The following is a 13,082-nucleotide window of genomic DNA, read 5'->3' on the forward strand; positions in this document are numbered from 1 at the left end:
TTCCTTATGCCAATCCTTCTTTTTCCATAGTTTCAGTGATAGCAGCGATTGCATCGTCAGCATCTGCACCTTCAGCTGAAATTGTAACGTCAGCACCTTGGCCAACACCAAGACTCATAACACCCATGATAGATTTAAGGTTTACTGATTTACCTTTGTATTCAAGAGTGATATCTGAAGCAAATTTGCTAGCTGTTTGAACCAACAATGTTGCTGGACGTGCGTGAATACCTGTTTCTGCCACTACGTGGAAATCTTTAGAAGCCATAGTTTGACTCTCCTTTAGTTATTTCTTTTTTGGATTATATGTGATAACCCTTACAAGACTGTATTATATCACCTTCTAGATTATTTTTCAAGTGTTTTATGGACTTTCTTCTATTTCCTTTCAGATAACTTGCTGAAAATCTTCTATTTATCTTACCAATATACAGTATATAGTTTTTTTGTTTTGATAAACTTTGATAGTTCAATGAAAACCCAATTTTACACTCTGACAAAACACTATATCTTGTGCTTTGTTTTTGAAACTGTAACTTTTTAGCACAAGATTTAGTTTAAAAAGTTTGACAAAGTTTTTTTTTCTGATATACTAAGAAAGTAATCAATTTTGAAAGAGGAGTTACGAAAATGGTAACCGTTTATTCTAAAAACAACTGTGTCCAATGTAAGATGACCAAGCGTTTCTTGGACAGCAACAATGTCGCTTATCGTGAGATCAATCTCGACGAGCAACCAGAGTACATCGATCAAGTTAAAGAGCTCGGTTTCAGCGCTGCTCCTGTTATCCAAACACCAACTGAAGTCTTTTCAGGCTTCCAACCAGGAAAACTGAAACAATTAGCATAATCTTAGTACATCATCCAGAAGAGATTGCTTCTAGGGCTAACTTAGAGGCCTTTCTTTTGTAATTAGATAAAGGAAATTTTATGGGATTAAAACATCTTGAGGACGTAACTTACTTCCGTCTCAATAACGAAATTAACCGTCCTGTCAATGGACAAATCATGCTTCATAAAGATAAGGAAGCCTTGGATGCCTTCTTTAAAGAAAATGTGGTTCCAAATACCATGGTTTTTGATTCAATTACTGATAAAATCAACTACCTCGTTGAACACAACTACATTGAAACTGCATTTCTTAAGAAATACCGTCCAGAGTTTTTGGAAGAATTGCATCAATTTATCAAGGATCAAAACTTCCAATTCAAGTCATTCATGGCTGCCTACAAATTTTACAACCAGTATGCCTTGAAGACTAATGACGGTGAATATTACCTTGAAAGTATGGAAGACCGTGTCTTCTTTAATGCACTTTACTTTGCTGACGGGGATGAAGCAATTGCGACTGATATTGCCAATGAAATCATCCACCAACGTTACCAACCAGCTACCCCTTCCTTTTTGAATGCTGGTCGGGCTCGTCGTGGGGAGTTGGTATCTTGTTTCTTGATTCAAGTAACTGATGACATGAACTCTATCGGACGTTCCATCAACTCTGCTCTTCAACTTTCACGTATCGGTGGTGGTGTGGGAATTTCCCTCAGCAACCTTCGTGAAGCGGGTGCACCTATCAAAGGTTATGAAGGAGCAGCTTCTGGTGTCGTTCCAGTTATGAAACTCTTCGAAGACAGTTTCTCCTACTCAAACCAACTTGGTCAGCGTCAAGGTGCTGGGGTTGTCTACCTCAATGTCTTTCACCCAGATATCATCGCCTTCCTTTCAACTAAGAAAGAAAATGCCGATGAAAAGGTTCGTGTTAAGACCCTCTCACTTGGAGTTGTGGTGCCCGATAAATTCTACGAATTAGCTCGTAAAAATGAAGAAATGTATCTCTTTAGCCCTTACTCTGTAGAGCTTGAATACGGTGTGCCATTCAACTACATCGACATCACTGAAAAATATGATGAATTGGTCGCAAATCCAAACATCCGCAAGACAAAAATCAAGGCGCGTGATTTGGAAACTGAAATCTCTAAATTGCAACAAGAATCTGGTTACCCTTATGTAGTCAACATTGATACAGCCAACCGTGCTAATCCAGTAGATGGTAAGATTATCATGAGTAACTTGTGTTCTGAGATTCTTCAAGTTCAAGAACCAAGCTTGATCAACGATGCTCAAGAATTCCTTCAAATGGGAACGGACGTTTCATGTAACCTTGGATCAACCAACGTGGTCAACATGATGACGTCACCTGACTTTGGTCGTTCTATCCGTGCGATGGTTCGTGCCCTTACTTTCGTTACAGATAGTTCACACATCGTAGCTGTCCCTACTATTGACCACGGAAACAGTTTAGCTCACACCTTTGGTCTTGGTGCTATGGGACTTCATAGCTACCTTGCTCAACAACTCATCGAATATGGATCACCTGAGTCAATTGAATTTACAAGCATCTACTTTATGCTTATGAACTACTGGACCTTGGTAGAATCTAATAACATCGCGCGTGAACGCGGTATCACCTTCCACAACTTTGAAAAATCAGACTATGCTAACGGAAGCTACTTTGACAAGTATGTGACAGGCGAGTTTGTTCCAAAATCAGACCGTGTCAAAGAACTCTTCAAAGACGTCTTTATCCCAAGTGCTGCTGATTGGACTGAACTTCGCGAAAAGGTTCAAGCAGATGGACTTTACCATCAAAACCGTCTAGCTGTTGCTCCAAATGGTTCTATCAGCTACATCAACGACGTTTCTGCTTCTATCCACCCGATTACACAACGTATCGAAGAACGTCAAGAGAAGAAAATCGGTAAAATCTACTATCCAGCTGCAGGCTTGTCTACAGATACCATTCCTTACTACACTTCTGCTTATGACATGGATATGCGTAAAGTGATTGATGTTTACGCTGCTGCGACTGAGCACGTGGACCAAGGGCTTTCACTCACTCTCTTCATGCGTAGCGACATTCCAAAAGGTCTTTACGAATGGAAGAAAGAAAACAAACAAACGACACGTGACTTGTCAATCCTTCGTAACTATGCCTTTAACAAGGGTATCAAGTCTATCTACTACGTCCGTACCTTTACAGACGACGGTGGAGAAGTCGGTGCTAACCAATGTGAAAGTTGTGTGATTTAATTTTTATCTGAGGCAACCACATTTTCTCAGACTACTGATTAAGTTACCCACCAGAAAAAACTTGATAAGTATCTTAAATACTATGAAAAACTAAAAAGTCGGGCTTCCGACTTTTTGTGCGATACTCTTCTCAGACTATGATAAAATAGAGAGGATTTGACAATCGCATTATTACATACAGAAAGAGATTTCAAATGGAAACTTACTACAAAGCCATTAACTGGAATGCCATCGAAGATGTCATCGACAAATCAACTTGGGAAAAACTGACGGAGCAATTCTGGCTCGATACGCGTATCCCCTTGTCAAATGACCTAGACGACTGGAGAAAACTATCAAACAAAGAAAAAGACTTGGTTGGAAAAGTCTTTGGTGGTTTGACCCTTTTGGATACCATGCAATCTGAAACAGGGGTTCAGGCGCTTCGCTCAGACATCCGTACACCGCATGAAGAAGCTGTTTTTAACAACATCCAATTTATGGAATCTGTCCACGCAAAATCTTACTCTTCTATCTTTTCAACCTTGAATACCAAGGCTGAAATCGAAGAAATCTTTGAATGGACCAACACTAACCCCTACCTACAAAGAAAAGCGGAAATTATCAATGAAATCTATCTCAATGGTAGCCCACTAGAAAAGAAAGTTGCCAGTGTTTTCCTTGAAACCTTCCTCTTCTACTCTGGTTTCTTTACGCCCCTCTACTATCTCGGTAACAACAAACTGGCCAACGTTGCGGAAATCATCAAACTGATCATTCGTGATGAGTCTGTTCACGGAACTTATATTGGTTACAAATTCCAACTTGGTTTCAACGAATTGCCTGAAGAAGAGCAAGAAAAACTTAAAGAATGGATGTACGACCTGCTCTACACTCTCTACGAGAACGAAGAGGGCTATACAGAAAGCCTCTATGACGGTGTTGGCTGGACTGAGGAAGTAAAAACCTTCCTTCGCTACAATGCAAATAAGGCCCTTATGAACCTAGGACAAGATCCACTCTTCCCAGATTCAGCTGATGATGTCAATCCTATCGTCATGAACGGTATTTCAACAGGAACTTCTAACCACGACTTCTTCTCTCAAGTCGGAAATGGTTACCTCCTTGGTGAAGTTGAAGCCATGCAAGACGAGGATTACAACTACGGTTTAGACTAATTTGACCAAACATTCAAAATATCATGGTTTGTTTAAAACAACCATGATATTTTTGTTTTTGTTTTGTTTTGTTTTTTTCTATTTGATTGATTGAGCGTTTTATGGTAAGATAATAATAGTAGAAATCGAGGTGATAAGGATGCTAAAGCAAGAAAAACTAGATAGTATTCTAGAAGCAGTAAACACAAAAGGCACTATTACTGTAAAAGAGATTATGGAGAGTCTTGATGTGTCAGATATGACAGCTCGCCGCTATTTACAAGAATTGGCAGATAAGGATTTGCTGGTTCGTGTGCATGGTGGTGCTGAAAAACTTCGTACAGGTTCTCTCTTAAACAACGAACGCTCAAACGTCGAAAAACAAGGCTTGCAGATTGCTGAAAAACAAGAAATTAGCCGTTTTGCAGGTCATTTGATTGACGAAGGTGAAACCATTTTTATCGGCCCAGGAACAACCTTGGAGTGTTTTGCTCGTGAGCTCCCTATTGATAACATTCGTGTCGTAACAAACAGTCTTCCTGTTTTTCTCATCCTAAACGAACGAAAACTAACAGATTTAATCTTAATTGGTGGAAATTATCGCTCTATCACGGGTGCTTTTGTAGGGACACTTACCTTACAGGATTTGACCAATCTTCAGTTTTCTAAAGCTTTTGTAAGCTGTAATGGTATTAAGGATAAGGCAATTGCTACTTTCAGTGAAGAAGAGGGCGAGGTACAACGAATCGCCTTGAACAATGCCAATAAAAAATACTTACTGGCAGACCACAGTAAGTTTAATAAGTTTGATTTTTATACTTTCTACAATATCTCAGAAATTGATACCATCGTTTCAGATGCCAAACTGAGTCAGGAGACATTTGAAGATCTGTCGAAACAAACAACCATTCTTTTATCAAAACCATAAAAATTCCCCTGCCTTTTGGTGGGGAATTTTTGTTGAATTTTATTCAATAAGTTGTGTCTCAGCTAGTTTCTTGTACCAGTGAGCTGATTTCTTTGGATAGCGATCCTGGGTTTCAAAATCAACATAGAAGAGACCGTAACGTTTTTCATAACCGTTTGACCATGAGAAGACGTCCATCAATGACCAGATAAAGTAGCCTTTGACGTTGGCTCCATCAGAGATTGCATCTGCAATCACTTCCATATGTTTCTTAACATAATCAATCCGCCCATCATCGTAGACTGTCCCATCCACAAACTCGTCTTTGTATCCGAGACCATTCTCTGTGATGTAGATTTTTTTGTAATTTGGGTAATCTTGTTTCACGCGCATGATTTGATCATACAAACCTTGAGGATAGATAATCCAATCCCAGTCCGTACGTGGGACATAGTCAGGCGCTACTCGACGTCCAACTCCCTTAATCTGATACTTAGAGCTTCCTTTTTCACCCTTACCGTTATGAATGATTTCTGTTTCGCCATCAAAGGCTTGCATCCAATCACTCATGTAGTAGTTAATTCCAAGGAAGTCGTTCAAGTCTTTTGCAGCTTCTAGGACTACGAAGTCTTCTTCACGCAAATCTAAGCTTCCACCATTGACTGCTAAGATATGGTTGACACCTTCCATGGTTTCTTCAGAATAGCGTCCTAGATAAGTCGCGTCTAGGATAAACTTGTTATGGATAATATCTTCTAACTCAGCTGCACGGACATCTGCAGGATTTTCAGGATCCAGAGGATACTTAATAGGCCGGGCGTGAACCACACCAATTTCACCTTTATAGCCTTTATCTTTATATAGCTTGACTGCACACGCATGCGACACCATCATATTGTGATGAGATTGGAAGACTTTGGCAAGGTCGTACTGAATACCTGGAGGGAATTTTCCAACCAAATACTGACCATCTCCTATCGGCCCAATTTCATTAAAGGTTGTCCAAAAGTTAACTTCAGGAAATTCTTCAAAACAGAAGGCTGCGTAGTCTACAAAGTGTTTAATGTTTTCACGGTTTAAGAAGTCTCCATTTGAATGTAGAGCTTCTGGCGTATCAAAGTGATGGAGGGTCACAAAGGGCTCAACATGCCGTTTGTGACATTCTGCAAATAGATTATGATAGAACTCAACCCCCTTGTCATTAACCTTCCCATAACCAGTTGGAAAGATACGTGACCAAGCGATTGAAATACGGATACCATTGACACCATACTCTTCTGCTAGTTTGAGTTCAACTGGGTATTTTTGGTAGAAATATCTGGCAGATTACTATCCTTGTACCTTTCTTGTGTTAGAGCTTGGTAAGAGCAGTAAATATGATCTGTCAAGATTACGTAGAGATACTCTTGAATCGGATAATGATATTTCTTTGATAGCTTATCAATGATTTCATAAGTCACTGTGATAAAATCAAGCGGAACATCTTTGAGAAGAGCCATAAAGTTTTCTCTGGACTCTTCTGTGTTCATCCGAAAGATTTTCTCAACCTGATTTTCAGCAATTAAGTCCCCTTTCTTCTTTCCAAATGCAATCCCTTTACCAATCACAATCACTTCTTCTCCTTTGTCGTTTCTGACAAGCGAGACATTGTGATTCATTGGATTTAGAATTCGATACATGGCAACCTCCTTTTATATCTTAAAGGTATATGAGTACAAAAAAGACCACAAATGAGCTTAGAAAATTCACTATTTTCTAATTCATCTGTGATCATGCCTAATATTACTTAGTAACACTCACTACTATTAAATTATGGTTTAATTATACCACCAAGATAAAAGATTGTAAACACTCTCAATCACAAAAATTCTATTTTTAGACGAAAATGATCAAACGGTCCAATTATTATTTTACACACGTTCAGTCCATGAAGTCGCTGTGGTTTGGAGAACTTTGTTGAGTTCATCAATGTTCTCAAATCCAGTTGTGCGTAACCATTCACGAGCTGCTGCTTCACCGTCTTTGATGTAGGCTTCAACTGATCCAGCCCAAGTTGCACGGCCACAAAGAACGCCGTTGAAGTTTGCGCCTGATTCGTGAGCAAAGACAAGCGTTTCTTGGAAGAGTTTAGCTGATACACCCGCACTCAAGTAGATGTATGGAAGATTTGTTGCTTCGTCTTGAGCTTTGAAGAAGGCTGCTGCTTCTTCACGAGTATGCACGATTTCACCTTCACCAAAGCCTTCAACGTATTTCACATTGACTGGAACTTCCACTTTCAAGACATCGATGTTGAAGCGTGGGTCTGAGAAGACCTTCATGGCACCGATAACCTTGTGTGGTTTCACTTTAGCGTATTCTGCAGAACCTGCGTCAGCGATTTTTTCATCGTAAGCCAAGATTTCAAGGAAGAATGGAATGTCTTCCGCCACACACTCAGAACCGATGCGTTCGATGTAGGCTTGTTTTTCTTGGTTGAGTTCGTCAGAGCTGTCTACATCGTAGTAAAGCAAGAACTTGACAGCATCTGCACCTTGTTCCTTGATGCGTTTGGCAGACCAAACATCCAAGCAGTCTGGCAAGCGTTTGGTGCTTGTTGTGTCGTATCCTGTTTTTTCATAAGCAAGGAGAAGACCAGCATTGGCATCAAGCGCTTTTGTAGCTGGAAGTCCATACTCTGGGTCAAGAAGCATAGAGGATGCGTATTTAGTCAATTCATCTGCTACCAATACTTTGAGTTCTTCCATTTGAGCGACTGTTGGCTCTTCTGTTTGGTATTGAGCCATGAGGCGTTTCAAAGCACCACGTTGGTCAAAGGCAAGAGCTGAGATAATGCCGTTTTCATCTGAAAGTTTTTCTAAGCATGCACGTTTGTTTTCTGTTAAAGCCATTTTATACCTCTTTTACTATTAATTGATCATATAAAGCTTGATAGTTGGCCATATTGACATGACCTGTCATTTTTTCTTGAGCATTGAGCATACCAAGGACATTGGCCTTGATGAGGAGTTCTACATCCGATTCCTTATGAAGAAGTCCTGATGAAATACCTGCAACAGTAGAATCTCCAGATCCGACAGGATTGACAACTTGAATTCTAGGAATATATACCTTGTAGAAAGTATCACCATGTTTTGCAAAAGCACCATTTGCACCAAGTGAAACGATTATCCACTCAATCCCTGCAAATAGAGGCTCTTGAAGAACTTCTTTTAATTCATCCAAATCCTCAGAAACTTCTTTCCCAAGAAGCTGAGACAATTCTTCGTTGTTTGGTTTGATTACTGTTGGTTTATGTGGTGATTCAAGAACCGCCTGAAGTGCTGCACCTGAGCAATCTAGAACAACTGGTTTTCCTTTGCGATTAGCAAGTTCTACTAAGCTTGCATAGTAGTCAACTGGAAGACCTGCTGGCAGACTACCAGAGATAGCAACTACTTCTACAGTGTCAAGGAGATTTTCGAAATGAGCCAAGAAATCTTGCCCTTCTTGTTCAAGAACTTCGGGACCTTTTTCAAGGATTTCTGTTTGATTGTCTCCGTGTAGAATAGCAATACAGTTACGAGTCTCTCCTTGAATGGAGAAGAAACGTTTCGTTACTTTATCGTCGATATGCTCTACTAAAAACTCACCAAGTTTACCACCAACCAAACCGGTAGCAACAACAGAATCACCAAATTCTGAAAGCACTCGTGTAACATTGAGCCCTTTACCACCAGCTGTCTTGGTCACGTCCACCACACGGTTGACAGTGTCAATTTTTAATTCATCCAAAGGATAAGAAATATCAATGGATGGATTCATTGTGACTGTTAAAATCATGCGTCACCTCTTAGTCGTGGTATTCACCGCGATCCCATTTTTCAAGGAATTCTGTAAAGAAGTTTGCATCTGCTTGATGAGCATTGTGAGTTTCAACGTGCTCAATTTTCGCAATCAATTTTTTATTTTCTTCTGATGGTTTGTATTCAGCATTGATGAAAGCTTCAATGATATCGCACATGAGCAATTCACCAGTAATTTTACCACCAAAACCAATAACGTTGGCATTCAATTGTTCTTTTGCATAAAGTGCTGTTGTCATATCACGAACCAAGGCAGAACGAACTCCTGGAACTTTATTTACAGCGTTGTTGATACCAACACCAGTACCACAGATACATACCCCAAGATCAGCTTGACCGCTTGTAACGGCTTCACCAACTTTTTTACCAAAGATTGGGTAGTGAGTACGTGTGTGGTCATAGGTACCAAAGTCGATGACTTCATATCCTTTTGATTTCAAAAATTCTGAAACCGCCATTTTTTCATCTGTTACGATGTGGTCACATCCAATTGCAATTCTCATTTTTAACTTACCTTTCTTACTGTAATCTAATTAGCACATTTTGTTCAACATATCAACACGAATTTGGTGACGACCACCGTCGTATTTGCCGTTAACAAAACCTTTAGCAATGTTTTTAGCCAATTCGTCACCAACTGTTTCTGCTCCCATAGTAATCATACGAGAGTTGTTGTGGCCGCGAGTCATATAAGCTGAACGTTCATCAGAAACTTCAGCAGCAACCATTCCTTTGATCTTTGTTGCGACCATAAATGGACCAGCACCATAAGCATCAATCACGATACCAAGGTTTTGTTCTTCTTTGTTTACTTCTGCAGCAACAGCAAGAGTCACATCAACAAAATCTTGACCTTCAGCTGTGACATCCACGACGTGGAAGTTTTCTTTTTCCAAGAAGTCTTTCACAACTTCTTTCAATCTCAAACCTGCAGCATCTGCACCGATAACAATAGACATATTGTATACTCCTTTTTATTATTCTAGGCTAGTAAAGACTTTTATAGTTAGCAGTTTACCTACAAAAGACTTTCTAGCAGTTTATTGACAAATTTGATTGAATAAGCTGTTCGATAGCTTATCCAAGTCTAGGAAATCAAGTTCCTAGAAACAAACTTTCTCCTCGAAAGAGAATATAACAAGTGATTATTTGTTTGTTACAAACATCATTTGTTGCTTACAAACATAATATACTCCTATTTATAGAAAAAGTCAACAGTAAATGTTTGTTTTTGTGGTTTTTTATCTAAAATATTTCAATATCAAAGCCAATCTGATCTACTTGACCGGGTTCCAAGAGACGAACGTTTTTCTTATCTTCTAAATGATCTCCTTCTTCAAGAGATGTAGATAATCCAGACCAAGGTTCAAATGCAATGAATGGTCCCTTATTCAAAGTTGACCAAATGATGAGATTTGAGAACTCCTGGAAGTGTACTTTTAATCCCTTCTCATGCTTACGAGAACGAAGGACAATTGTTCTGGATTGCAACTCATCCAAAGTCACTGCATCAACACTAAACAGATCATAGCTAAGGTCTAATTCTTTTTGCCCATCCAACCATGGACTTCTATCTTGGAAGTCTAACATTCCTGTTTCTGGGAAAGGACGTGGAACAGAGCAAGTCTCTTCTTTCTCAAACACTAAATAGTAATCTTCATAAGTTTCGCCATCTAGCAGAGGACAATTAAAGCCTGGATGTCCTCCTATAAAGAATGGCATTACTTTATTAGTTTCTTTATTGAGAATCTTGTATTGAGTACGAACAGTCTTGCCAGTCACTAGATAAGTGATTTCAAGGCGGAAGTGATAAGGATAGTTTTGATAAGTATTCTCATCATCTTCGATAGCAAAAGTAACACTGTTTTCTGTTTGATCAACTAAGTCAAATTCATTTTTACGGACCAAACCATGACGAGGAATGTTTCCTTTCGTCTCCGTTCCATCTGCATGACTGTAGAAGGCTGTATCTTCTCTTAAAGAGCCGCAGATTGGAAAAAGTACAGGCGCTTGTCCACTCCAGTAAGTGGCATCTCCTTGCCACAGATACTCAATGCCCTCTCGATCCTTGATGGACGACAAGGCGCCACCTAAGGTTTTAAACTGGACTGTTAACTGGTCTGATTTGATTTCAATCACCATAATGTTCTCCAACTATTTTTAGATTTTTATACGAAAAACTAGGTTGTCACTCCCAATGTAGGAAATTAACAACCTAGTTTTCACAATTTACATTTTATAGGAGCGAATTATTTAGCATTTGCTGCGTATTCTTCGTTACGTTTGATCATTTGTTTTCTATACCAAGCAAAGATACCTACATAGAATACAAGGAAGGCTGCTGCACCAAGGATTGCTTTGATATCACCTGTTGTAGCATTACCGATTGCCCAACCAAATAGTTTTTCAATTGGTCCTTCAAGAGTTGAGTGAGTGATCAATTGAGCACTATCTACACCTTTAGGAAAGGCACCTACACCTTTAGCAAGTTCTGTTGCAAATGGTGCGATAAGAGTACCAGAAAGAAGGAAGAGAGGCAACAAGAGTGTTCCGAAGATAATCATACGGAGCAGTTTACCACGTGTAACAACCAAGAGAGCTGGAGTCACACCCATAGCGATGATACCTGCAAGAGGCAAGATACCATTACCGACGTTTGAAAGAAGCACAGCTTCTACTAGCATGATTGGAGCAAGTACGTTGGCACAAGCCCAGATTTCAGCACGACCAGCGATGAAAGGCCAGTCAAGACCGATGTTGAATTTACGTCCTTGAAGACGTTTAGTAGCAACGTTTGTAATACCTTGTGAAAGTGGTTCTACGGCTGCGATGAACCAAGATCCGATAAGTGAGAAGAGTTCCAAAGCTACACCGGCAGTCAAACCAAGGCTCAACCAACCTTTAATAACAAGTTCCCATTTATCAGCTCCTTCTACACCTGCAACTGGGTGTGGAGTACCCATCAAACCAATAACGATACCAAGAATGAAACCGATGAAGAATTTAGATCCCCAGAAACCGATTTTCTTGTTCAATTTTGCAGCGTCAAAGTCATATTTATCAAGACCTGGGAAGAATTTTTCAAAAATCTTATCCAAAACCATGATGACTGGGTTCATCATGTAGTTCATGTGAGTTGAAGTCATTGGTGATGAACTTGGTGCATTAAGAAGGTCGTCGAATGTTGGTTTCATCAAGTCAGAGTTAATGATTTTCAAAACACCTACAAGAACAACTGCTGCAGTTGCGATGAAAAGTGAAACTCCTTGGCTAACACCATTGTTGTCTGCATACCATTTGATCAAAAGACCAGTGATTGACAAGTGCCAGATATCAAAGATATCAACGTCAAGTGTGTCCGTTTTCTTCATTGCAAGCATCACAACGTTGACAATCAACATCACAAGCAAGAAGTAAAGTGTCCAGGCAGATCCCCAAGTAATCGTAGCAAGTGGTGCCCAACCAACGTCAGTGATGTTTAACTGAATACCTGTGTTTTCAACGAATTTCGCAAGTGATGCTGAGAAAGCTCCGTTGAGCATACCGATGATGGCACCGATACCAGTAAGGGCGATGGCAAGTTTAATACCACCTTCAAGCGCTTTTGAGAATTTCACTCCAAATAGTAAGGCCAATACTGTCAAGATGATCAGCATGATGATAGGACCACCCATTTCCAAGACTGGCTTGAAAATCTTATTGGCTAGTTCGATAATGACATCCATAATAGTTCCTCCCGTTTTTTTAGTTATATGAATGTTAACAAGATAAAGAATAAATTAGCTTAGTCCATGTTCTTTGATAGCTGCTTCAATATTGTCAAATACTGGTGCGCTCATCGCTGGAATACGGAACAAGATTGGTCCAGCTTCAATTACTGGAATACCTGGTTCAAAACCAAGGTCAGTTGCAGCGATTGGTGTAAAGATATCGTAGCCCTTGATAAGGTCTTCGTTTACATCTTTCACCATGACTGCATCACAGTGAACGTCATAACCACGGTTTGAAAGTTCTTCTTCTAGAGCACTTTTAATTTGGTGACTTGAGTTAACACCTGCACCGCAGGCAGCAAGAATTTTAATCATTTGGATTTCCTCCGATTTTA

At 39.7% G+C, this 13,082-nt stretch carries 13 protein-coding genes and 1 pseudogene; 4 read left to right on the forward strand and 10 right to left on the reverse strand.

The window, feature by feature from the left end; all coding sequences use genetic code 11:
- Positions 1-4 precede the first annotated feature (4 nt).
- Entirely contained in the window at positions 5-268 is a 264-nt protein-coding gene (locus CO686_RS04885) for a phosphocarrier protein HPr (RefSeq protein ID WP_000146948.1), read from the reverse strand.
- Positions 269-630: 362 nt separating this feature from the next.
- Between CO686_RS04885 and nrdH the strand changes: the two genes are divergently transcribed.
- The 4 genes from nrdH to CO686_RS04905 all read left to right on the forward strand — a co-directional run bounded on the left by nrdH (position 631) and on the right by CO686_RS04905 (position 5,153).
- Positions 631-849 (forward strand): glutaredoxin-like protein NrdH, encoded by a 219-nt coding sequence (nrdH, locus tag CO686_RS04890; protein ID WP_000259240.1) that lies wholly within the window; start codon positions 631-633, stop codon positions 847-849.
- 80 nt (positions 850-929) lie between these two features.
- Entirely contained in the window at positions 930-3,089 is a 2,160-nt protein-coding gene (gene nrdE / locus CO686_RS04895; protein WP_049550392.1) for a class 1b ribonucleoside-diphosphate reductase subunit alpha, read from the forward strand.
- Between the two features lie 194 nt (positions 3,090-3,283).
- Positions 3,284-4,246, forward strand: a complete 963-nt coding sequence (gene nrdF, locus CO686_RS04900) for a class 1b ribonucleoside-diphosphate reductase subunit beta (protein ID WP_000451378.1) — start codon at positions 3,284-3,286, stop codon at positions 4,244-4,246.
- Between the two features lie 139 nt (positions 4,247-4,385).
- The gene (locus CO686_RS04905) at positions 4,386-5,153 is read left to right on the forward strand and encodes a DeoR/GlpR family DNA-binding transcription regulator (RefSeq protein ID WP_000917584.1); all 768 of its coding nucleotides are present in this window, start codon (positions 4,386-4,388) and stop codon (positions 5,151-5,153) included.
- Between the two features lie 39 nt (positions 5,154-5,192).
- Here CO686_RS04905 and lacG read toward each other — a convergent pair.
- From lacG to CO686_RS04950, 9 genes and pseudogenes are all read right to left on the reverse strand, one after another.
- Positions 5,193-6,446: pseudogene (gene lacG / locus CO686_RS04910) on the reverse strand (6-phospho-beta-galactosidase); the annotation flags it as partial.
- Positions 6,413-6,811, reverse strand: coding sequence for a CAT RNA binding domain-containing protein (locus CO686_RS10560; protein ID WP_070800298.1), 399 nt, complete (start codon positions 6,809-6,811; stop codon positions 6,413-6,415). The pseudogene lacG and the gene CO686_RS10560, both read right to left, overlap by 34 nt.
- A gap of 231 nt (positions 6,812-7,042) precedes the next feature.
- A complete protein-coding gene (lacD, locus tag CO686_RS04920; RefSeq protein WP_049550393.1) occupies positions 7,043-8,023 on the reverse strand; it encodes a tagatose-bisphosphate aldolase in 981 nt (326 codons plus the stop codon).
- Position 8,024: 1 nt separating this feature from the next.
- Complete coding sequence (locus CO686_RS04925; protein WP_049550394.1) at positions 8,025-8,954, reverse strand: tagatose-6-phosphate kinase; 930 nt, start codon at positions 8,952-8,954, stop codon at positions 8,025-8,027.
- Between the two features lie 10 nt (positions 8,955-8,964).
- Positions 8,965-9,480, reverse strand: coding sequence for a galactose-6-phosphate isomerase subunit LacB (gene lacB, locus CO686_RS04930; RefSeq protein ID WP_001216921.1), 516 nt, complete (start codon positions 9,478-9,480; stop codon positions 8,965-8,967).
- Positions 9,481-9,510: 30 nt separating this feature from the next.
- Entirely contained in the window at positions 9,511-9,936 is a 426-nt protein-coding gene (gene lacA / locus CO686_RS04935; RefSeq protein ID WP_049550395.1) for a galactose-6-phosphate isomerase subunit LacA, read from the reverse strand.
- A gap of 286 nt (positions 9,937-10,222) precedes the next feature.
- Entirely contained in the window at positions 10,223-11,119 is an 897-nt protein-coding gene (locus CO686_RS04940; protein ID WP_070800296.1) for an aldose 1-epimerase family protein, read from the reverse strand.
- A 107-nt stretch (positions 11,120-11,226) separates the two neighbouring features.
- The gene (locus CO686_RS04945; protein WP_049550396.1) at positions 11,227-12,702 is read right to left on the reverse strand and encodes a PTS galactitol transporter subunit IIC; all 1,476 of its coding nucleotides are present in this window, start codon (positions 12,700-12,702) and stop codon (positions 11,227-11,229) included.
- Between the two features lie 54 nt (positions 12,703-12,756).
- Positions 12,757-13,062, reverse strand: coding sequence for a PTS sugar transporter subunit IIB (locus CO686_RS04950; RefSeq protein ID WP_000590551.1), 306 nt, complete (start codon positions 13,060-13,062; stop codon positions 12,757-12,759).
- Positions 13,063-13,082: the final 20 nt, after the last annotated feature.

The organism is Streptococcus oralis (genome assembly GCF_002386345.1).
In the GTDB taxonomy this organism is placed as follows: Bacteria; Bacillota; Bacilli; order Lactobacillales; family Streptococcaceae; genus Streptococcus; species Streptococcus oralis_S.